The following is a 20,704-nucleotide window of genomic DNA, read 5'->3' on the forward strand; positions in this document are numbered from 1 at the left end:
TGACCGCAGTTTTATGACAGACACCACCCCGTACACCGTACCGAGAGAACCAGGTCGCTGGCGCGCCATCACGCTGGCGGCCGCGGTGCATGCCGCCTTGCTGGTATTTTTCTGGATAGGGATAGACTGGCAGAGCGAAACTCCGGTCGCCGTGCAAGCCGAAATCTGGGACATGCAGGCGAAGGAAGCAGCACCACTGCCGCCCGAACCGGAACCGACGCCACAACCCAAACCAGAGCCACAACCTATCATCAAGGAAACGCCTAAAGCGGAACCGATAGAGCCGCCTGCGCCAAAAGTAGACATCGCACTGGAACGCGAAAAGAAACGCAAGGAGCAGGAGCGCAAGGACAAACTGGCGCAGGAAGAAAAAGAGAAAAAGCTCAAACAACAGGCTGAGCAGGACAAACAGCAAAAGCTGGAGAAACAGGCAGCCGACAAAAAAGCCGCAGAGCAACAGCAAAAAGCGGATCTTGAGAAAAAACGCAAACAGGAAGCAGCCGACGCTGCCGTACGCGACAAGATACGCGCTGATGAAATGCGCCGCCTGACTGGTGCAGTCGGCAGCGGCGGTACCGGCGAAGCCGCCAAATCGCAAGGCAGCGGCCGTGCAGATAGTGGCTATGCCGATAAAATCCGTGCCAAGATCCGCCAAAACACGACTTTTATCGTCCCGGACAACTTAAGCGGGAATCCTGCTGCCGAATTCGATGTCGAACTGCTGCCTGACGGCTCGCTGCGTGGTGAACCACGCCTGCGCAAGTCATCCGGCGTAGGCGGTTTCGATGAAGCCGTCAAACGCGCGATCGAACGTTCGCAACCCTTTCCACCCGATAAATCCGGCACAGTTCCGAGCCGCTTTATCGTCGTTCACAAACCGAAAGATCAGTAAGCCATGATAAAGACTACTTTCTTACGCTCATTCGCGGTAATTGCCCTCTTCATTACCACCCTCGCCCATGCGCAATTACGAGTGGAAATTGCAGGCGTCGGCGCCAACCAGATCCCGGTCGCCATTGCCGCCTTCGGCGACGAAACCCTTGCTCCACAGCAAATCAGCGCCATCATCAAGGCTGACCTGCAACGCAGCGGCTTCTTCAAAATCATCGATACCGGCGGCGTCCTGACCGAAAACTCGCAACTCAACCTTGCCGACTGGAAATCACGCGGTGCAGACGCTATCGTGGTTGGCAGTGTGTCGCGCCTGGCAGATGGTCGCTTTGAAGTGCGCTACCGCTTGTTCGATACCGTCAAAGGCATGCAACTGTCGTCACTGGCCCTGGCCTCGCAACCGCAATTCCTGCGCGTTTCGGCCCACAAGGTAGCCGACGACGTCTATGAAAAGCTGACCGGTATCAAAGGTGCTTTCGCCACCCGCATCGCCTACGTCACCAAATCGGCCAAGGAATTCCGCCTCGAAATCGCCGACTCCGACGGTGAAGGCACGCAGGTAGCATTGCGCTCGAACGAACCTATCATCTCGCCTTCATGGTCGCCGGACGGCACCAAAGTTGCCTATGTTTCATTTGAAAACAAAAAACCGGTCGTCTACATCCAGGATCTGGTGAGCCGCAAACGTACCGTCGCCGCCAACTTCAAGGGCAGCAACTCTGCACCATCGTGGGCACCGGACGGCAATCGCCTGGCAGTCGCATTGTCACGTGACGGTCTGACCCAGGTCTTTATCGTCAACGCTGACGGCACCGGCCTGCGCCGCCTGAGCAATTCGAACGGCATCGACACCGAGCCGCAATTCTCGGCCGACGGCCAAAGCATCTTCTTCACCAGCGACCGCAGCGGCGGCCCGCAAATCTACAAAATGAGCGCGAATGGCGGCGAAGCACGCCGTGTCACCTTCAGCGGCAGCTACAACATCAGCCCGCGCATTTCGCCGGATGGCAAATATTTGGCCTATATTTCGCGCCGCGAAGGCAAATTCCAACTATTTCTGCTGGATTTGAGCAATGGTCAGGAACAACGCCTGTCTGATACCGTCAAAGACGAATCACCGAGTTTTTCGCCGAACAGCAAATATTTGATGTATGCAACCGAATCCGGCCGTCGCGGTACGCTGGCAGTGGTTTCGGTTGACGGTCAGGTAAAACAGCGTCTGACCACACAGGCAGGCGATATACGTGAGCCCACATGGGGCCCGTTTATGAAATAATGCACACCATATCGATTTTTAACACCCAACGCTTAACTTACACAAACAGGGGAATAACATGCGCGCCTTAACATCCGTTTTTATCTTATCAAGTGCTCTGCTGATGGCAGCCTGCTCGTCGACCAAACTGGACGACAAAGCACCAGTAGAAGATCGTACTGGCTCCAGCTCCGCAGTTGATCCACGCTCGGTTGGTACCGTCAATGCATCCAGCGATCCATTGAACGACCCACAAGGTGTATTGGCTAAACGCAGCGTCTACTTCGACTACGACAGCTACGTCGTCAAGCCAGAGTTCCAGCAAGTCGTTGAAAACCACGCCAAATACCTGAAGAGCAATCAAGGTCGCAAAATCATCATCCAGGGTAATACCGATGATCGCGGCGGTGCAGAATACAACCTGGCACTCGGTCAAAAACGTGCAGAAGCAGTACGTAAATCCCTGTCCCTGTTAGGTGTACCTGAATCGCAAATGGAAGCCGTCTCCCTGGGCAAAGAAAAACCAAAAGCACTGGGTAGCGACGAAGCAGCATGGGCAGAAAACCGCCGTGCCGACATCGTTTATTAATCTTTGCTAGCCAATGATTAAAAAGACTCTTATTGCGGCCTTGATGGCCGCATTTTCTTGTGCGTCGCTGTCAGCGCATGCCGCGCTGTTCGGCGACGATGAGGCACGCAAAGCGATCATCGACTTGCGTGCCAAAGTCGATGCCGTCCAGCAAAGCAAAGCAGAAACATCCGCCGTGCTGACGCTCTCCAACCAGAACGACGCATTGAAGCAGGAAATCTCCCGCCTCAATGGTCAGATCGAAGTCTTGTCGAATGAAGTGCAAAACCTGCAGCAAAGACAAAAAGACTTCTACGTCGATCTCGATAATCGTCTGCGCAAGCTGGAGCCACAAGTCGTTGCTGTTGACGGCAAGGATGCGATGGTCGGCCAGTCGGAACAAAGCGCTTACGACAACGCCCTCGCCTTATTCAAGGCTGGCGACTACAAAAAGTCAGGCACTTCGTTTGCAGACTTCATCCAGCGCTATCCTGAATCTGCCTACGCACCTTCGGCCCAGTACTGGATAGGCAATGCTTACTACGCGCAGCGTGACTACAAGAATGCGATCACTGCGCAGCAGGCACTGTTGAAAAAATATCCGGAGAATCCTAAAGCTGCTGACGCCTTGCTCAACATCGCCAGCTCGCAAGTGGAATTGAAAGACCGTCCGGCAGCCAAGAAAACCTTGGAATCGCTGGTCGCAAAATTCCCGAATGCTCCGGCTGCACAAACAGCAAAAGAACGCCTGGCAAACTTTAAATAATCAGCACACATATAAACAGCGGCCTATCTACTTATAGTCGCCAGTAAATATGTTTTAACGCTTGCCCCCTCGCCCGCCAGTCGGGCGATTTTTTTTGCCCGCAGTAAGCCCCGCACTACCAGTGCAAGACAGGCATCATGTGACTACAGACTGAGGGAAATACAGAGGAAAAGTGCAGGCCATGCCCGCGCCAAATCACGGGATAGAAAAAACCTTAGATAAAAAGCAGAGATGTGATTGACAGGGGTAATAAACGTTCCTATAATAGCTTTCTTTCGGGTCGTTAGCTCAGCTGGTAGAGCAGCGGACTTTTAATCCGTTGGTCGCAGGTTCGAATCCCGCACGGCCTACCACGAATTCACAAGGGTCTAGATGAAAATCTAGACCCTTTCGTGTTTCTGGAATCTGAAAACATGAACACCTCTTCATGTCCTCCATGCAGCTTTACAGCTGTCGATCTGTTTCGCAAATAATCATCCGAGTACCGTGACGGCTACAACAGCCGACTATTTGCGATTTTTATATCGGATCAATAGCGACAGCAATTACGCTGCGAGCTTCTCCGTTTTTCTATCGATATATTCACGCGCCGTCAGTATGCCTTGCGCTATGCAGGCTTCCTGCGTCGGATAGGAATGACCATCCGGAACTTCCTTGTCCTTGAAGTCGGTACCGATGTGCTCGGTCACGATGATGCGTGGAATGTAGGCGTTATCTTCCCGCTTGGTATCGATACGCGACATATGTGCGGATACCTGTACCGCGACACTCCAGCCTTTATAGGTTTCGTAATGAGATAGTGATTTTGTTTCCGTTGATTTCATGCCTGCTCCATGTGGTGTGGGTGATATCAGCGCGACTGCCTAGATAGCTGACGCCTTGCGAAGACATCTAAGTATAAGCAAACATCCGCTCCCGTATCAATCCATGTAGCAGGCCGCCGCGTCAGCAAGGCAAAGTCTGCATAATCTGCGCGATGCGCTGTTTATGCGACTCATCGCCACGTGCAGTCGCCAGCTCAAACCCTATCCTGAATCCTTCCGTACCAACCAGCACGCAGTAACTGACCCTGCCCTTGAACTCCAGCGGCAGCGTACGCTGATCGACGGTGATGTTGAAAGCGAGGCTGGCGGTATGCCCTACCGATAAAGGCGACTCCACCATGATGCTCATGTCATGCGGTGAAATGTCTATCGTTCTTGCGTGTGAGTAGTGATCCCGGCCCAGGTTGAGGATGGCGCGGCGGCGGAATATTTTGCGGTCTGCGGATGGTGCTATGCGCGGGAGTAAGGCCAGATCATGCGTCGCCATTTTTGTCCTTTCGGTATTGAACAACGTGCGGCAGTGCATCTGATGACGTGTGCCGGATGTCTCATCTTACGAATTACAAAGAAAAAACCAACGAATGTTTTACGATATCCATATGACGAAAATCGTGCATGCCATAGGCGGACATCAGGCCCCAGATTCAGAGCGCATAAGATGAAAATCCGCCTGGCATCTGAGCTCATGTATACTGCGGGTTCAATTATTGAAGGCGAAGAGGCACGCCATGATGCCTGTGGAGAAGATATGAATACCAAGTGGAGAATCATCGTTACGATATTCGTAATTGGCGTTACGGCAATTTCCTTGTACGTGAATCCTTAAACAAGGTGCAGCCAAGCTCAGTTGTAAGGCACGGGCGTGCCTTACCTGTAGCCTGAAAGAACCAGCAGCAAGCTGGCTCAGCCCATCTATGTATTAATCTGCAATTTTCCCCGGCAGCAACGCCACGCCTCAGTAATAGAGGAAGCCCAAAGCCTCACGCAAGCGGTCACCGGTAGTACGCATGCGATCCCAGCGCTCTATCGATACATCTCCCTGGCGGAATTCACGGAAGTAATCATTCGTTTGCAGTTGATTCATGACTGCGTCGATATTGCTTGCACTTCTATTGGCGAAGCCAAACCTGTCACGTAAAGCCTTCATCCGGCTCGCCATCGAATCACCTGCCTCTTGGGGCGACTCCGAGACTTGTACCGGTGATCTTGGTGTGACCAGGATGAGTGCCGAACGCATTAAATCATTGGTCTTCTTGTTCGAGAACAGATACTGCAAACCTGGGACATCCTGCAGTCCAGGTACACCATCGCGTGTATTCGAGCTCGACTTCTCGCTCAAACCACTCAGGATCAGGGTATCGCCCATATTCATCACGACATTCGCATTCGCAGTAATCTCGCCGATTTCAATCTGGTAGGCCACGCGCGGATTGTCTGAACTTGCATTCAGCGCAGTGCGTTGCGCTTCAACCTTCATTTGCACCCGTCCCTGTTGCAGGAACACTGGCGTAATCGCCAGCTTGATACCAAAGCGCTTATCCAGTGGCACGATGGTGGTGCCGCCATTGAAACTGGTCGAAACCACACCCGCGCTCAGATTGGTGCCTGAGAAGAATTCCGATGGCAGACCTTCGATTGCAGCCAAAGTAGGACGCGCCAGTACTTCATTGACCGAGCTGTTTGCATTCGCGATATTCAGCGAATAAGTCAGTGCCGGTATGCTCACTGCGCGCGTGATGGCGGTGCTGACGTTGGGCGCTGCGCCGTTGGTGCTACTCGAAGTGATGACACGTGAATACGCAGGTGCATTGTTAGTAGACGAACCCAGTTGCAGCGTCAGCGTACTCAGCAGGTTGACGCCTTTGGAGGTCGTAATCAACTCTTGCGTGGACAAGAGCACCACGTCGATCAACAACATGCGCGGGCCGCCACTGCCGCCACTCACAGCGGCAGCATTTGCTGGAGCGTCAACAGGTGTGCCGTCACCGGTGGATGACGCGCCAGATGTTGCAGGTCCTGCCGGATTTGCATCTGTCTGATCTGCACTTGGAGGACGCGGCGCAGGTCGCGCCGGTACGTTGAATGCCTGTGCCAATTGCTGCGGCGGTTCGCCCGCAGCGCCTTGCGTCCAGGCCGCTTTAATCATACCGTCGGCAGGCTGGCCCTTGGCAGCCGCCGTCGTTTGTTCCTGCTTGAGGTAAAAAGCCTTCCATTGCGATAAACGTCTGTCCGCACGTTCCGCCTCCAGACTACCGCCATCTATCTTGCTCAAAGCGTCGCGCATCTGCTCCGCCTGGGCAAAGTTGCCGCATGATGCGTAGACCGAGATACTGGAACGCAAAAACACGCGATTGCTTTCTGTCGAGGTTTTCTGGAACTGGTCCGCCATCGCACAAGCGGTCTTCGCATCGCCAGTCAGGTAAGACGCCACCATCAAACCGTAAATGGAAACAGAGCTCTCAGGCGTCATCAGCAAGACATCGGAGAAAGCCAGCCTGGCCCGGTCGAACTGCTTGAGGTCCATATAGGTGAGACCAAGGAATTCCTGCGCGATCCAGTTGCTGGGATCGATGCGCAATGCTTGCTGGTAGCCTTCCAGCGCCATCTCGCCTTTTTGCGTATCGCCCTGCCGCGCTTGCAAGTGATAGACAAAGCCATTCAGGAAGTGCAGATAGGAGTTGCGCGGGTCCAGCTGCAAGGCTTCATTAATGGTCTGATTAGCCTTGCCCAGCTCCATCTGCTTGATCGCATCAACAGTGGCAGTGACCTTGGCCAATACCTCGGTGTCCTGCATGCCTGCCGGAACCAATGGTAATTCGCGCACCATATCGACGAAAGATTTTGCTGGTGCGGTAGCGGCAAGGGCTGGCATTACCGTGAGTGCCAGCGCGACGGCTGCGCAGATTTTGCGCAAGCCTGATTTGTGATGGATTTTTTTCATATGCAATCAAACAGCCTGGAAAAACAAAATAATTGACGAGTTGTAAACGACGAATGGCCCCGGAGTTCCGAGGCCATTCATATCAGGTCTTAGCGCGGCCCGGTAGAAGAGAAGATGAGTTGATCCACCTCTGATCCGGAACGTCCGGCCATACAACCAAGTTTTTGTCCGGGTGTAACGGAGTAGGAGTTCGCCCCACCACCACTACCACCATATCTGCCGAAGGTTCTGCCCTGGTTACTGATAAAGGTTACGGCATCCATGCTGCCACCGCTGCGGTAGTCAACACGTGTAATGTATTCACCAGCTGCCAGCATCACGGTCTGCGTATTCTTCAATTTGCCATGCACACCACCCCACTGACCATTCGCATACAGGAATTGCACGCCATCGAGGCGCTTGCCGGAACTGGTCTTGAATCCAATTACATGTGTATTGCGGCATTGTGCGGCATCGCTCCACTGACCACCGCCACCACCACCTGCACGGCGTGGACCTGCAACCGGACCGGCATAAGCAGAATCAGGACCGGCGTTGCGATTTTCGTCTTCACCGTAATTCATCCAATGGTCAAGCGCATCGTCATAATTGTCTACGCCAAATGCTTTTTGCAAATCTGAATAACGATTCAGGTAACTCTGCATGCTGACATCTGCACTACCCTGGCGACCCAGTGCAATGCCTTCATCCAGCCAGTTCTGCAATGCACACTGCAATTTGTTGCTCGGTGTCGGGCATGCAGCCTGCACGTCGAGGTAACGGTTCCAGTAGTAAGTGGCGCTGAATTCCGGGCTGCCCTGACGGCCTTCGTTAAAGCCGTTGTTCATCCAGTGTTCTTTCAGATCAACTTTGGCATTCACGACATCCGGATTCTTATCGTAGTAGTAGTCCCAATCAAATACGGAAGCAGCAAATTTCGGATCCGGGCCTTTCTTATGTTTCTTTTTCTTGCCGAGGCGCTTAAAGGCATTACCTGCGTCACGGAATGCATTACTCGCAGCATTGGTCGCCTTGTTTGCAACGTCGCGGGCTGCATTCTTGGTTTGCTCGTATTGCTTACGTGCGTCATCGGCTGCTTTCTGGGCAGCCTTGGCTGCATCTTCCGCTGCCTTTTGCGAAGCCTTGGCAGCGTCTTCGGCTGCTTTCTGCGATTCTGCTGCAGCCTTCTTCGCTGCATCTTCAGCGGCCTTGGTCGCGATCAGAGCGGCATCGGAGATTTTCTTCAATTCCGCATTGGCCATATCAGCCGTGTAACCGCTCAGGTTCTTATACTCGCCGGCGATCTTGCGATAGGCGGCTTCCAGTTCCTTGCCGATACAACCAGTGATTTTCGACGGATCGACGTTGACGCCGCCTTCTGCATCAAAAATCTGTGCCAGGTCGGTAGTCGGTTTGATCTCAAGTGATGTTTTGATTTCAAACGGATTGATACAGCTGGCATTGACTTCGATGCTCATCTTGGTCGGACCCATCACGATCGCGATTTTTTGCCCGGCCAGATTGCCTTTGAAGGCCATGTCCTGGCGTTTCATGTCGATCCGGGTTTCCTGTGACAGACGGAACGGTACTTTGCCCAAAGGCCCGAGTCGCAGCGATACATCTGCGCCCGCACCGTTGTAATAACCATTAACGCCTGCTGACACATCGGTCCAGCCCAGGGTCTGACCAAAAGCCGCTACCTGGCCACCCGAGGCGTAATAAGGACCGCCGTCCGCCAATGGACCCAGTACGATGATGTTGAAGTACTTATCGTCATCCGGCCACGGCTTGGTCGCATCGCCGAATTTGTATGCAGGCGGTGGGTTCGGATTCTTCATCTTGAACATGGCCAAAGGTTTAGCCATTGCCAGCAATGGCTCCTTGAACGAACCAATGCCGCGGACGAAACCGCCGCCGTATTTGGCCAGGCGCGGATCAGGCGAGGCCATCGCAACGATGACACGCGCAGCGTCTTCCATCGTGAACGAAGCCGGGGTCGCCATGCGGAAATTGAAGTCCAGGAAGTCCATCACGCCTTCCGGTGTCAATGGTGTCTGGAATTGCAGCAGGATTTTCTTGTCGCCTACACCCTGGAACTGGGCGTTACCCTTGTAACCGAAAGTCAGGCTGTTGTTGATGAAGAAGGTTGCATCCGTCAACGTAACCGGCGGCAGCATCATAGGCAGTCGGGAGTTCGGTGCAAACTGGAACTCGACGAAGGCTTCCGGCATGGCCGCCTTGGCGCCGGCTTGCTTCATGGTCGCGCCATCCGCCATCTCACTGGCAACGTCAATACCGGTACCTGCGCCGCTGGAAATATCCATAGGGATAGGCATCACGATCGCCGCACGCATGGTCAACTGATCAGCACGCACGCCCAGCGATTCCATCGTCAGCTTGATCGGCCCGCCCAGGTTCGCGCGCGCTGCCATTTGTGCACCAGCCGCGAAATTCAGCGAGCTCACACCAAAATAGCTTTCGTCGACGACTTTCTTCAAGTCGGGAGGCATGCGCGCTGTGGTCAGATCGAATTCAGCAGTAGAAATCGAAATCATCAGCGAGCGTAATGAAGTTTGACCCATCACATTCTGCACCTTGTTGCCAAACAGCTTAGGCATCGATATCTGCTTATCGACCACGATGATGAAAGTTTGTTGCGCACTATTGCTAGTGAAAAAATACAGCTGAACCTTACCCTTGCTGGTGGAGTAGCAACCACTCAGGCCACCACCACAGCTGGTCTTTTTAAGGTCACTGACCATTTTTTGCAGGTCATCCTTGACGTCCAGCGCCAGGCCGCCCAGCATTTTTTTCAGTGCTGGTTTGATGTTAGGAGCGTCACTGGCATGTGCCGATTGCTGGATCGCCAGGCTGCCAACCAGCAAAAAACTGGCAAGAGTGAACGTTTTTTTGAGGATGCGAGAAACCGAAAAGCGCGCTGCAGTTGCGGAAGAGTTCATGTTTACTACCCTGTTCACCAAGAATGGCAAGAGTGTAGACATTTCCACCTAGAAACTTCATGAGCAACTCTAAGCAATCCTGAGCAAAACGCGACTTCTTTCTGCGCTGCACAGAAACGAGCGCGAACTGCACCATTCCGGGTCACGCAAACCTGGTGGCAGATGCAGTTTTATGACGGCGACATGACAGGAGCGAGCCGTCCGCGACGGCTGCAGGGTAGCGCTTAGATCAAGGACAGATTTTGCTTTGTTCGTGGAAGCGGTAACCGATAGCGCGCAAAGTACTGACCGGCAGCGCGTGACCGGATGCATCCTCGACCTTGCGGCGCAGCCGATTCATCTGGGTATCCAGGCGACGCTGGTCATACTCGATGTAATCCTCACCCAGCGCACTAACGATACTTTTACGCGTCACACACTCGCCGCCACTCATCAGGGCCAGCAAGACGATGTGATCCTGTTCGGAGAGCGCGATACTGACGCCGTTCGGCGAAATCAGACGGCGCGGCGAAGCGGATAATTGCCAGTACTTGGTGTATTCAGGTATGAGTTGCGGTGCGACTATTTCACCGTGGTCGAATTTACGGTCAGTGATATCGCGCGCCACACCTATCCTGACCTGATGTTCCTCGGACCAGGAAGCGGACCAGCTGATGTAGACGACGCTGCCATCCTTGCGGATATAGCGATTTTCAAAGTAACGCTGCAGGTAACCACCCATGACGCGATCAATGGATTGCTCGGTGCGGTTCCTGTCCTCGGGATGAACCAGGTCCAGCATGTATTTGCCGACCATCTCCTCCGGCGTATAACCAAAAATGCGCTCGCACGCACCTTTCACCGACAGGCATTTACTGTCTGCATCTACTGCACAAATCGCATCCAGCATTAAATCGCCGTAATCACTTTTGGGTGGACTGCTTTTTACTTCCGTTTGCATCTCATGCTCATTCAACAATTTCTGCCCAGCGTCGTTCGTCATATCAGGTAATCAGTTTGAAACTTTAGTTGGCTAAGCATGCATCGGTCTATCCTGTACTGCGCTAAGTATTCTACGGAAACACGGGAACGCTTGCAGCTTGTATTCAAGATGTCTGCGCGATTTAACGCCCTCAAACCTAAAAGACACAATTCAACCGGCAAAAACACGCGTAAACACGATTCGCGATAAACAAGCGCACTGCTTATCGAACTACGCGCCTTACAGTTATTCAGAGATAAAGACTTTCACCAAACAATCCGCAGCAAATAAAAAACCGCCGAAAGGCGGTTCTTATTTGTAATGCACCAAAGTACAAGCGATGTTAACGCTGCATACCCCAGCGTTGCACTGTCGCTTTTTCCAGCGTGCGGAACACGATGTTCTCGACCAGCAAGCCGATCAGGATGACAGTCGCCAGCCCTGCAAACACCTTATCGGTATATAGCTCATTGCGGTTCTGGAAGATGTACCAGCCCAGCCCGCCCTTACCCGACGATGCGCCAAATACCAGCTCGGCCGCAATCAGGGTACGCCAGGCAAACGCCCAGCCTATCTTCAGTCCCGACAAAATAGCCGGTAAAGCTGCCGGCACCAGTATTTGCAAGACATACGGAATGCCACGCAAACCATAGTTACGTCCCGCCATACGCAAGGTTTCCGGCACACCCCGGAAGCCGGCATACGTATTCAGGGCCAGCGGCCACAGTACCGAATGCACCAGTACAAACACCAGGCTGCCGCGGCCTATGCCAAACCACAGCAAGGCCAAAGGCAGCAAGGCGATCGCCGGCAAAGGGTTGAGCATGGATGTCAGCGTATCCAGCAAATCGCGCCCCAACTGCGTCGATACCGCCAGCGTGGTCAGAATGAACGCGGCCAGTACCCCTATCGCATACCCCTGCAACAATACCGATAAAGAGATCGCTACCTTCTCTATCAATTCGCCGCTGCTGATCCCTTCGACCAGGGCTTGCGCCGTCGCCATAAAGGTCGGCAACAGCAACTCATTGTTTTGCCAGCGCGCCGCCAGTTCCCAGATCAGCGCCAGCACGACCAGAATCACACTCTTGCGCAGCCAGCCTTGCGCCCATAGTCGTGCCGTCCACGGCAATGCACGCTCTACCGGCAATTCGGTAAAAGGTTCCAGTTTGCGCTCATACTCCGGCCGCACTGGTGGGTATAAGGTACTACTCATGATGGCACGCCCGCTTCTTCTTCAAACAACATGTGATGTATGCGTTGTGCCGTGTTCTGGAATTCTGTACTGCCGGCACTCGCCAACGAGAATTCATGGCTGTTGATCTCGGCCCGCATACGACCCGGATGCGGTGACAGCAAGGCGATGCGATTGCCGACGACCAGTGCTTCTTCTATCGAATGTGTGACGAACAGCAAGGTAAAACGCACTTCATCCCACAGCTGCAGCAATTCTTCCTGCATCTTGCGACGCGTCAATGCATCAAGTGCTGCGAATGGTTCATCCATCAGCAATACGCGCGGCTGCATCGCCAGCGCGCGCGCAATCGCCACGCGCTGCTTCATACCACCGGAGAGTTGATGCGGATGGACATCGGCAAATTTGCTCAGACCAACCTTGGCGAGATAATGCAAGGCGCGCTCTTCCGCTTCCTTGCGACCCAGCGTACGCGAGGCGAGCAAGGGGAACATGACGTTTTGCCTGACCGTTTTCCACGGTGACAATTGGTCAAACTCCTGAAATACGACAATGCGATCCGGTCCCGGTGCGGTGACGGCCTTGCCGTCCAGGCGGATTTCACCGCCTACAGGCGGAATAAAACCAGCGACTGCTTTCAGCAACGTAGATTTGCCGCAACCGGATGGCCCCAGCAAGACGAAGCGATCTGCCTGATGAACATCGAAACTGACCCGATGCGTGGCACGTACCACGCGCTCCGGAGTACGGTATTCGAGGCTGACGTCATCCACCTGCAGCAACGGAGCCGAGCCGAGCAGGATGTCAGCATCACGCTTTCCGCTCTCGCGCAGCGCAGGTGCTTCAGGTATGAAGCCCGAAGTACCCCGTAGGATAGCCGTACTATTCATGAGAGCTCCTTGGCAATGCACCAGCGATGTTCAACAGAAAACGTGCAGTCATGACGATCAGCTACCCGGTTGCGCGTAAGCTTCTTCAAAGAAGTAATCTTTCCACGATGCCGCCTTGTTTTTAATCACGCCCAGTTTGTGCAACTCATCGGCATAGACGAAGGTACGGTGTGGCGACACGGTGAAATCGTTTTCCGGATCTTCCACGATCTTGCGTACCAGTTCTGGCGACAGCTTGGATTTCTGGATGCGGATGAAGGTATCTGCCGCTTTCGCTTTATCCGCCTTGATCAGTTGTGCAGCTTCCACCAGTGCGCTGTAGAAAGCCTTGTAGGTTTTCGGATTTTCATCATGGAATTTCTGCGTGGTGTACAGCACGTTGAAAGTCGCAGGGCCGCCGAGGATGTCGTAGGAGCTGATGACCTTATGCACATTGCTGTTCGCTGCCAGTGCCTGGTAGTAGAAAGGCGCGCTGGAGAAATGCGTATTGATTTCCGAACCACCGGCGATCAGTGCTGCGGTCGCATCCGGATGCGGCAGGCTGACAGAGATATTGTCGAATTTCTTGAAATTGTCTTTACCAAACTGACGTGCTGTTTCGATTTGCAAGGTACGCGACTGGAAGCCGACACCTGCCGCAGGAACCGCGATGCGATCCTTGTCGCTCAAATCCTTCAGTGTTTTCACGGCGGGATTGTTCGACAACAGATAGTTAGGCAAGGAACCGAGTGCAGCGACCGCTTTCACGTTTTGCTTGCCACGGGTGCGATCCCACATCGTCAGCATAGGCGGTACACCTGCCGACACCACATCCAGTGCACCAGCCAGCAAGGCTTCATTCATCGCCGTTGCACCCGAGATGCTGGCCCAGTCGACCTGGATATCTATACCTTGTTGCTTGCCGTATTTTTCGATCAATTGGCGATCACGCACCACATCGAGGATGAGGTAGCCGATACCAAACTGCTGCGCGATGCTGATCTTGCCTTCTGCACGTGCAGGCAAGGCTGACAACAAAGCTGTAGCAACGGCGATAACACCAAATGCAGCGCCGACCCAGCGACGACGTGGAGCACGATACGTGCGATTCAAATGAGACATGAGAACTCCGCAATATTGAATGAATGATGAAGATGGAAACAGGATTCAGAACGGCACATCGCCTTCTATCGTGGTGCGATACAACTTGCGACGCAGATTTTCCGGACAACCCGCTGCCAGATGCATCAGCGAACGGTTATCCCAGAAGATCAGGTCATGCGGTTGCCAGCGATGGCGATAGACGTGTTCAGGTTTGACGCTGTGGTCAAATAATTGCTGCAGCAGGTCGCGGCTTTCGTCTTCCGGCAAGCCGGCGATACGCGTGGTGAAATGCTCACTGACGAACAAGGCTTTACGCCCCGTTTCCGGATGCGTACGCACGACAGGTTGCAGCACTGGTTTGACCTTGGCGATTTGTTCAGCTGTGAGATTCGGACGCCAGGGGTTGCGACGCTGCAGCTCGGCATATTGCGCCAGATAGCTGTGCTCTGCCTTCAGGTTGGCGATCTTGTTGCGCAGATGGCTATCCAGCGTATCCCACGCCAGATGCATGTTCGCGAACAAGGTATCGCCGCCTTCTGCTGGCAATTCCTGCGCATGCAGCATCGAGCCTAAACTGGGCACTTCTACATACGACAAATCCGAGTGCCAGAAATGACCGGCATCGCCGAGACCGATAGGCTCGCCGTTCTCCTTGATATTCGAGATGATCAGGATTTCCGGATGACCCGGCAACTGGAATTGATGCAGCACATGAATCTGCAGTTCGCCAAAACGACGGCTGAATGCTATTTGCTGTGCAGGAGTAATTTTTTGATCACGAAACACCAGCAAGTGATGATCCAGATGCGCCTGATGCACACGTGAAAAATCAGCGTCGTTAAGAGGACTCGTCAGATCCAGCCCGAGTAATTCAGCACCCAGCGGTGCATCAAATAACTGGATCTTGAAGGATGCGTTGGCTTCAGCAACAGGAACGGCAGACATAATTAAAAACCATATACTTAGCAGATAATGAAAATAAGTTTATCTGCCGTGCCTGCTGCTGCAAACGAATCATTCCGCGTAACCATATGCGATTTTTAATGGATGTCTTTCCATCTTCAATCTGCAACGGCTACAGACGCATTGAAAATATTCGTCTGGTCCTGCCTGTCAGCGCTGCCTAGACATTCCGGCTCTGGGCCTGCGTGATATTGCTGTCGGCCGGCACGCTATGCGTAAGCCAGACGCCACCACCGATCGTCGTGCCCTTGCCTATCGTGATGCGTCCCAGCACTGTAGCACCGGCATAGATGACGACATCATCTTCAACAATAGGGTGACGTGGATTGCCTTTGATTAAAGAGCCGCTTTCATCTGCCGGGAAACGTTTGGCGCCCAGGGTGACCGCCTGGTACAACCGGACCCGGTTACCGATTACTGCAGTTTCTCCGATCACGACACCGGTGCCGTGATCAATGAAGAAGCTGCTGCCTATTTCCGCACCCGGATGTATATCAATACCAGTACCGGAATGCGCGATGCGTGAAATCAGGCGCGCCAGGAAAGGTGCGCCGAGGTTATGCAAGGCATGCGCAAAGCGATGGTAAATAATCGCCGTCATGCCGGGATAGCACACCAGTATCTCCGACACGCTGTGCGCCGCCGGATCACCGTGATACGCCGCCTGCAAGTCAGTCACCAGCACGTCACGGATATGACGCAACTGGCTGGCAAAGTTACGGGTGATTTCTATTGCTTCGCGATCGAGGTCGGCTGCATCGTTACCTGTTTTAAGCACCGGCTGAGCGTCGTCTTCATCACCCTGTCGCGATACAAACAGCAAGCCGCGTCGTACCTGTTCGGCCAGGTCATTCAGCGCAGTATTGAGCTTATCGCCGACAAAGTAATCGATGCTTTCATCTGTCAGCACCGGCTGTCCGTAATGCGTAGGAAACAAGGCTGCCGAGAGGCCATCGAGGATTTTTTGCAATGCTTCGCGCGACGGCAACTCACGTATCTGGCCGCGATAACGGATGTTGTGTGTTTCTTCACGTGACTGGCGCAGGGATTTAACGACACCGTCCAGTCCCCAGGTACCGACGGGAACGGGAACGACGAGTTCTAATGAGGGACGTAATTTGGACATGGAGAGCGCTCTGTAAGGTGGTTTTGATTATAGAAGTCGCGTCCCGACCTTGAATACGAATAAAACTGCATATGCAAAATCGGAAATTGTTAGCACGAACTCAAGAATCATTTGCCGTGTATGTAGTCTGAACATAACCAGTTCAACAGGAGCAAATCATGGCGATCCAGGATGAAACCGCTTTTTTTGAAAATGAATTGAGGCAACGTTTTGACGCACTTGCAATATGGGCGGTACGCAACCGCCCTTACACCGGTACCAGCCTGAAACTGAGCGATTTTGATGACAGCTGGAAAGAAATCTGGCGCCTGGCACGGGATGGAGTCGATGCCGGGAAGCGCAACGCCGCCGTGCCCGAGCCGTCCGAAAACGGCCCGCAATATATCAATAGCAATCCGGCCCCGTGGCCCTGAAACGGCATCAGCCGTAACGAAAAATGCATTTCGTATCGTAAAAAGCGGCTACTGTGGCGGATAAATGTGGCCGTGTTTACATCCGTTGTTCCATTACTACACAGCATTTATTTAGTGAACTTTATAGCAATTTAGTGTCCAATAAGTAAGCCGCTTCGCTGATGATAGTGAGGCTGCCAGAACGTTCCCAGGCAAACCCGGCAAGGGCTAGGCCCGGGAAGTCGAGGAGGCGTTCCTACGCATAACTGTTCAACCTGAAAGGAAGATCATCATGAAAAAAATTATTTCGATTGTATGTGTTCTTGCCATGAGCATCGGCCTCAGTGCCTGCAACACATTCAAAGGCGTAGGACAAGATGTGCAACGCGGCGGTGAAAAAATTCAGGATGCAGCATCAGGTAAATAATTCATCTGACAGCGGCCCAATTAAAAAGAGCGTGTATAGCTACACGCTCTTTTTTTATCTGCTTACATCTCACAACTGAACAGCGTCTCCCCTATTCAATTGCGTAATTACTTATTGCTTTTTAATCGTCAGATTATTCAGCACGGAATTCACACCTTCAACCTCGCCGGCAATTTTTGCCGCACGGTCTATCTGGGTCTGATTATTTACCGCACCGCTGAGGCTGACGACACCCTTCGAGGTATCCACCACGACATCCAGGCCTTTAACGTCAGAGTCGGCCAGCAAGGCTGATTTCACTTTGGTCGTGATAACGGTATCGTCCACTATCTGCCCTGCACTCTTGCCAGCGTTGGCATCAGCAGGTGCGCCCGGTGCTGCAGGAGCGGTTTCCGGAACCGGTGTCGGCGGCGTCACTCCGGCTGCTGCCGGCGCTTCGCTCGGTGCAGTCGGAGTCGGCGTCGCGCTGCTGCTCTCTTCGGTCGGTGTACGACGTTCACAACCCGCCGCAAATAATACGGCCATCAACGAGGCTGCGATCGCTACCTTAGAATTATTTGACAGTGTCTTCATCATTTTTCCCTTTCATGGAATAAGTATTCAAATACTCCAATCGTGTAATCGGAAGCAAAGAATTCTCGTGGACTGAAGCCCCGACTTGTTTCAACGCAATATGCCTAAAACAAACCAGTTATCTTCTTGACCATGCTTTAACACGAAGGTTCGGGATAAATAAAATGATGTGCTGTCAGAGGGAAAGTATCGGCAACATTTACACACGTTTGAAAAATTTACATACGTAAAAACGAAAAAAGAGCTGCGCATGAGAATGCGGCAGCTCTTTTTTCAGGGATGTATTGAGACAGCGACGACGGTTACGCGGCCAGTGGTTGCATACGCGCCAGTGCCTGCAACAGCAAATCCGGATCGCCCAATGCCAGCTTCTTCGAATCCGACAAGGTCTGGCGAAAGCCACGTGCATTCGGTAAACCTGCCATCAAACCCAGCATGTGGCGCGTGATGGTATTGACCTTCAGACCGCCGCCTTTTTCGCTCTTGCCGTGTAACTGCAATTGCGCATGGATGTAAGGGATCATCGCCTGCACCACTTCTGCCCGTGTCTTCGGCGTGCTGTCGTCACCGTAGTAACGCGCATCGAAAGTGCTCATCAAAAACGGATTATGGTAGGCCTCACGTCCCAGCATCACGCCATCGACGTGCTGCAGATGCGTGTCGATTTCTGCGAGGGTCTTGGTACCACCGTTGATGATGATTTCCAGTGCAGGGAAATCCTTCTTGAGCTGATAGGCGAACTCATAACGCAAAGGCGGGATTTCGCGATTCTCTTTCGGGCTCAGACCTTTGAGGATGGCGTTACGCGCGTGCACGATGAAGGTATTACAGCCTGCATCAGCGATGGTGCCGACAAAATCACGCACGAAATCATAAGAAGTAATGTCATCGATGCCGATACGGTGCTTGACCGTCACATCGATAGACACGGCATCACGCATCGCCTTGACGCAATCAGCGACCAATGATGTTTCATTCATCAGGCAGGCGCCAAAAGCACCTTTCTGCACACGCTCGGACGGACAACCGCAATTCAGGTTGACCTCGTCATAACCCCACTGCTCACCCAGCTTCGCACTTTTGGCCAGGTCGGCCGGCTCGCTGCCGCCAAGCTGCAAGGCGACCGGATGCTCTTCTGCATTGAAATCCAGATGACGCGGAACGTCACCGTGCAACAAGGCACCGGTGGTCACCATTTCCGTGTACAGCCAGGTATGGCGCGTGATCTGACGGTGGAACATGCGGCAATGCCGGTCCGTCCAGTCCATCATCGGGGCCACACTGAGGCGGCGCCCCTTGTACCTGGCCGCGTTGTCTTTATTGAAATCCATTATGAATGCTGAGCTGCCTTTTTTCGTAGTCCGCAATTTTACACCTTACACCCGTGCCACACCCTGCCAACCCTTTGCCGGGCAGACCAGAGCAGCCGTGAACCTGCGTCAACCCGCGTCAACAAGCCAAAAGTTGAAGAACAGCAATTTTCCTGAATCCATTCGGCGCTGCCCTGCGTATTAGTGATAAGGCACGCAACAGTGCAAGCCGGAGCGGTTCAATTCCGGCCCTTACCCACAGCAAAAATAACAGGAGTCAACATGAAAATCGCCGTCATCGGATCAGGAATCTCAGGCCTGTCTTGTGCCTGGCGCCTGGCGCGCTCCGGCTACGATGTGAGCTTGTTTGAAGCCAACGATTACTTCGGCGGCCACACCCATACCGTGGACGTTACGCTGGATGGCGTCACGCATGGCGTAGATACCGGCTTCCTGGTGTTCAACCACAAAACCTATCCGCAACTGGTCAAACTGTTCGATGAACTGGAAGTGACAACAGCTGCAACCGATATGTCCTTCTCGGTAAAAATGCCGCTGCCCGGCCGCACGCTGGAATGGGCAGGCGGCAATCTGGATGCCGTATTTGCACAAAGACGTAATCTGTTTAGTCCCTACTTCCTGCGCATGCTGCGCGATATCCTGCGTTTCAACCGCCAGGCTACGGCGCTGGCGCTAGGTCAGACTCAAGACCAGAATCAGGCAAGTGTTAACGAATCTCTGGGGGCCTACCTGGAACGTCATCACTACAGCACAGAATTCCGCGACTGGTATCTCTTGCCTATGGCAGGTTGTATCTGGTCTTGCCCGACCGGCCAGATGCTGGACTTCCCGCTTTTATCCTTCATACGTTTCTGTCACAACCACGGCTTGTTGCAAGTCAATGACCGGCCGCAATGGCATACCGTCAGCGGTGGCGCACGCCACTACGTGGAAAAGATGCTGGCCGAGATTCCGCAAAAGTATTTGCATACGCCGGTTTTCTCCGTCAATCGCAGTACCCTGGCCAGCACCGGCATGGTCAGGATAGAAGCAAGCAACGGTCAGCATATGTTCCATCAGGTGGTACTGGCCGGACACAGCGACCAGTCACTAGGTTTGCTGCAAGATGCCAGTGACGCGGAACGCGACATACTCGCCGCCGTGCAATATCAGCCGAACCGCGCCGTGCTGCACCTGGATACCAGTTGCCTGCCGGAGAATCGCAAAACCTGGTCGGCCTGGAACTATCAAAGTGCGACCGGCGAAGAAGCGCGCGTCTGCGTGCACTACCTGCTGAATCAATTGCAACCGCTCCCATTCAGGCAGGCAGTCCTGGTTTCGCTCAACCCTATCGATGAGCCGCGCGCAGATTGCGTACTGGGCAGCTACGACTACGCGCATCCGATCTTCGATGCCGCTGCCATCACCGCCCAATACCAGTTGCCTGGCATACAGGGGCAACAAAATACCTGGTTCGCCGGAGCCTGGACTGGCTATGGTTTCCACGAAGACGGCCTGAAGTCCGGCCTCGCGGTTGCCGCCGACATCATGCGCATCAGCGGCATGCGCACGCGCAAATCTCAAGCAGCCTGAGGTCGTC

The 20,704-nt window shown here is 53.5% G+C and carries 20 protein-coding genes and 1 tRNA gene; 9 read left to right on the plus strand and 12 right to left on the minus strand.

Annotated features, from left to right (window positions below; genetic code table 11):
• Positions 1–13 precede the first annotated feature (13 nt).
• From tolA to DBR37_RS15340, 5 genes are all read left to right on the plus strand, one after another.
• Complete coding sequence (tolA, locus tag DBR37_RS15320) at positions 14–892, plus strand: cell envelope integrity protein TolA (protein WP_124575336.1); 879 nt, start codon at positions 14–16, stop codon at positions 890–892.
• A 3-nt stretch (positions 893–895) separates the two neighbouring features.
• Positions 896–2,167, plus strand: a complete 1,272-nt coding sequence (tolB, locus tag DBR37_RS15325) for a Tol-Pal system beta propeller repeat protein TolB (protein ID WP_124575337.1) — start codon at positions 896–898, stop codon at positions 2,165–2,167.
• A gap of 58 nt (positions 2,168–2,225) precedes the next feature.
• Positions 2,226–2,735: a peptidoglycan-associated lipoprotein Pal gene (gene pal, locus DBR37_RS15330; protein WP_124575338.1), complete on the plus strand. Its 510-nt coding sequence runs from the start codon at positions 2,226–2,228 to the stop codon at positions 2,733–2,735.
• A 13-nt stretch (positions 2,736–2,748) separates the two neighbouring features.
• Entirely contained in the window at positions 2,749–3,480 is a 732-nt protein-coding gene (ybgF, locus tag DBR37_RS15335; protein ID WP_124575339.1) for a tol-pal system protein YbgF, read from the plus strand.
• A gap of 277 nt (positions 3,481–3,757) precedes the next feature.
• Positions 3,758–3,833: transfer RNA gene (locus DBR37_RS15340), tRNA-Lys, on the plus strand.
• A 192-nt stretch (positions 3,834–4,025) separates the two neighbouring features.
• Here the strand turns inward: DBR37_RS15340 and DBR37_RS15345 are convergent.
• Positions 4,026–4,304 carry a hypothetical protein gene (locus tag DBR37_RS15345; protein ID WP_124575340.1) on the minus strand — a complete coding sequence of 93 codons (279 nt, stop codon included), beginning with the start codon at positions 4,302–4,304 and terminating at the stop codon, positions 4,026–4,028.
• 121 nt (positions 4,305–4,425) lie between these two features.
• Positions 4,426–4,791 (minus strand): PilZ domain-containing protein, encoded by a 366-nt coding sequence (locus DBR37_RS15350; RefSeq protein WP_124575341.1) that lies wholly within the window; start codon positions 4,789–4,791, stop codon positions 4,426–4,428.
• Between the two features lie 171 nt (positions 4,792–4,962).
• Between DBR37_RS15350 and DBR37_RS17175 the strand changes: the two genes are divergently transcribed.
• Positions 4,963–5,130, plus strand: coding sequence for a hypothetical protein (locus tag DBR37_RS17175; RefSeq protein WP_158610261.1), 168 nt, complete (start codon positions 4,963–4,965; stop codon positions 5,128–5,130).
• Between the two features lie 129 nt (positions 5,131–5,259).
• Here DBR37_RS17175 and DBR37_RS15355 read toward each other — a convergent pair whose 3' ends face one another.
• The 8 genes from DBR37_RS15355 to epsC all read right to left on the minus strand — a co-directional run bounded on the left by DBR37_RS15355 (position 5,260) and on the right by epsC (position 16,402).
• Positions 5,260–7,245, minus strand: a complete 1,986-nt coding sequence (locus DBR37_RS15355; RefSeq protein WP_124575342.1) for a secretion protein — start codon at positions 7,243–7,245, stop codon at positions 5,260–5,262.
• Positions 7,246–7,334: 89 nt separating this feature from the next.
• Positions 7,335–10,184, minus strand: coding sequence for a lectin (locus tag DBR37_RS15360; protein WP_124575343.1), 2,850 nt, complete (start codon positions 10,182–10,184; stop codon positions 7,335–7,337).
• 229 nt (positions 10,185–10,413) lie between these two features.
• Positions 10,414–11,166 (minus strand): PAS domain S-box protein, encoded by a 753-nt coding sequence (locus DBR37_RS15365; RefSeq protein WP_233588397.1) that lies wholly within the window; start codon positions 11,164–11,166, stop codon positions 10,414–10,416.
• 322 nt (positions 11,167–11,488) lie between these two features.
• On the minus strand, positions 11,489–12,361 hold the full coding sequence (locus tag DBR37_RS15370; protein ID WP_199739132.1) for an ABC transporter permease: 873 nt from the start codon (positions 12,359–12,361) through the stop codon (positions 11,489–11,491).
• Positions 12,358–13,230: an ABC transporter ATP-binding protein gene (locus DBR37_RS15375; RefSeq protein ID WP_233588398.1), complete on the minus strand. Its 873-nt coding sequence runs from the start codon at positions 13,228–13,230 to the stop codon at positions 12,358–12,360. Before DBR37_RS15375 ends, DBR37_RS15370 begins: the two co-directional genes overlap by 4 nt.
• Positions 13,231–13,287: 57 nt before the next feature.
• A complete protein-coding gene (locus tag DBR37_RS15380) occupies positions 13,288–14,331 on the minus strand; it encodes an ABC transporter substrate-binding protein (RefSeq protein ID WP_233588399.1) in 1,044 nt (347 codons plus the stop codon).
• A gap of 45 nt (positions 14,332–14,376) precedes the next feature.
• Positions 14,377–15,258 (minus strand): TauD/TfdA family dioxygenase, encoded by an 882-nt coding sequence (locus DBR37_RS15385; protein WP_124575345.1) that lies wholly within the window; start codon positions 15,256–15,258, stop codon positions 14,377–14,379.
• Positions 15,259–15,436: 178 nt separating this feature from the next.
• Positions 15,437–16,402 (minus strand): serine O-acetyltransferase EpsC, encoded by a 966-nt coding sequence (gene epsC, locus DBR37_RS15390; protein ID WP_124575346.1) that lies wholly within the window; start codon positions 16,400–16,402, stop codon positions 15,437–15,439.
• Positions 16,403–16,560: 158 nt separating this feature from the next.
• On the opposite strand from epsC, the gene DBR37_RS15395 reads away from it, so the two are divergent.
• Together DBR37_RS15395 and DBR37_RS15400 are read left to right on the plus strand one after the other, a co-directional pair.
• Positions 16,561–16,815, plus strand: coding sequence for a hypothetical protein (locus DBR37_RS15395; protein ID WP_124575347.1), 255 nt, complete (start codon positions 16,561–16,563; stop codon positions 16,813–16,815).
• Between the two features lie 271 nt (positions 16,816–17,086).
• Positions 17,087–17,221: an entericidin A/B family lipoprotein gene (locus DBR37_RS15400; RefSeq protein WP_124575348.1), complete on the plus strand. Its 135-nt coding sequence runs from the start codon at positions 17,087–17,089 to the stop codon at positions 17,219–17,221.
• A gap of 111 nt (positions 17,222–17,332) precedes the next feature.
• On the opposite strand, the gene DBR37_RS15405 is transcribed toward DBR37_RS15400, so the two are convergent.
• Positions 17,333–17,746 carry a BON domain-containing protein gene (locus DBR37_RS15405; RefSeq protein WP_233588400.1) on the minus strand — a complete coding sequence of 138 codons (414 nt, stop codon included), beginning with the start codon at positions 17,744–17,746 and terminating at the stop codon, positions 17,333–17,335.
• Positions 17,747–18,096: 350 nt separating this feature from the next.
• Positions 18,097–19,125, minus strand: a complete 1,029-nt coding sequence (gene dusA / locus DBR37_RS15410; protein ID WP_124575349.1) for a tRNA dihydrouridine(20/20a) synthase DusA — start codon at positions 19,123–19,125, stop codon at positions 18,097–18,099.
• A 261-nt stretch (positions 19,126–19,386) separates the two neighbouring features.
• Here dusA and DBR37_RS15415 point away from each other — a divergent pair, with 261 nt between their 5' ends.
• A complete protein-coding gene (locus DBR37_RS15415) occupies positions 19,387–20,697 on the plus strand; it encodes an NAD(P)/FAD-dependent oxidoreductase (protein ID WP_124575350.1) in 1,311 nt (436 codons plus the stop codon).
• Positions 20,698–20,704 lie beyond the last annotated feature (7 nt).

Source organism: Herminiimonas sp. KBW02 (assembly GCF_003852535.1).
Classification (GTDB): Bacteria; Pseudomonadota; Gammaproteobacteria; order Burkholderiales; family Burkholderiaceae_D; genus Oxalicibacterium.

What these genes read in the sequence shown, in the direction of transcription:
- tolA (WP_124575336.1), top strand. Translation starts at nt 14, where the DNA reads ATGACAGACACCACCCCGTACACCGTACCGAGAGAACCAGGTCGCTGG.
- tolB (WP_124575337.1), top strand. Translation starts at nt 896, where the DNA reads ATGATAAAGACTACTTTCTTACGCTCATTCGCGGTAATTGCCCTCTTC.
- pal (WP_124575338.1), top strand. Translation starts at nt 2,226, where the DNA reads ATGCGCGCCTTAACATCCGTTTTTATCTTATCAAGTGCTCTGCTGATG.
- ybgF (WP_124575339.1), top strand. Translation starts at nt 2,749, where the DNA reads ATGATTAAAAAGACTCTTATTGCGGCCTTGATGGCCGCATTTTCTTGT.
- DBR37_RS15345 (WP_124575340.1), bottom strand. Translation starts at nt 4,304, where the DNA reads ATGAAATCAACGGAAACAAAATCACTATCTCATTACGAAACCTATAAA.
- DBR37_RS15350 (WP_124575341.1), bottom strand. Translation starts at nt 4,791, where the DNA reads ATGGCGACGCATGATCTGGCCTTACTCCCGCGCATAGCACCATCCGCA.
- DBR37_RS17175 (WP_158610261.1), top strand. Translation starts at nt 4,963, where the DNA reads ATGAAAATCCGCCTGGCATCTGAGCTCATGTATACTGCGGGTTCAATT.
- DBR37_RS15355 (WP_124575342.1), bottom strand. Translation starts at nt 7,245, where the DNA reads ATGAAAAAAATCCATCACAAATCAGGCTTGCGCAAAATCTGCGCAGCC.
- DBR37_RS15360 (WP_124575343.1), bottom strand. Translation starts at nt 10,184, where the DNA reads ATGAACTCTTCCGCAACTGCAGCGCGCTTTTCGGTTTCTCGCATCCTC.
- DBR37_RS15365 (WP_233588397.1), bottom strand. Translation starts at nt 11,166, where the DNA reads ATGACGAACGACGCTGGGCAGAAATTGTTGAATGAGCATGAGATGCAA.
- DBR37_RS15370 (WP_199739132.1), bottom strand. Translation starts at nt 12,361, where the DNA reads ATGAGTAGTACCTTATACCCACCAGTGCGGCCGGAGTATGAGCGCAAA.
- DBR37_RS15375 (WP_233588398.1), bottom strand. Translation starts at nt 13,230, where the DNA reads ATGAATAGTACGGCTATCCTACGGGGTACTTCGGGCTTCATACCTGAA.
- DBR37_RS15380 (WP_233588399.1), bottom strand. Translation starts at nt 14,331, where the DNA reads ATGTCTCATTTGAATCGCACGTATCGTGCTCCACGTCGTCGCTGGGTC.
- DBR37_RS15385 (WP_124575345.1), bottom strand. Translation starts at nt 15,258, where the DNA reads ATGTCTGCCGTTCCTGTTGCTGAAGCCAACGCATCCTTCAAGATCCAG.
- epsC (WP_124575346.1), bottom strand. Translation starts at nt 16,402, where the DNA reads ATGTCCAAATTACGTCCCTCATTAGAACTCGTCGTTCCCGTTCCCGTC.
- DBR37_RS15395 (WP_124575347.1), top strand. Translation starts at nt 16,561, where the DNA reads ATGGCGATCCAGGATGAAACCGCTTTTTTTGAAAATGAATTGAGGCAA.
- DBR37_RS15400 (WP_124575348.1), top strand. Translation starts at nt 17,087, where the DNA reads ATGAAAAAAATTATTTCGATTGTATGTGTTCTTGCCATGAGCATCGGC.
- DBR37_RS15405 (WP_233588400.1), bottom strand. Translation starts at nt 17,746, where the DNA reads ATGGCCGTATTATTTGCGGCGGGTTGTGAACGTCGTACACCGACCGAA.
- dusA (WP_124575349.1), bottom strand. Translation starts at nt 19,125, where the DNA reads ATGGATTTCAATAAAGACAACGCGGCCAGGTACAAGGGGCGCCGCCTC.
- DBR37_RS15415 (WP_124575350.1), top strand. Translation starts at nt 19,387, where the DNA reads ATGAAAATCGCCGTCATCGGATCAGGAATCTCAGGCCTGTCTTGTGCC.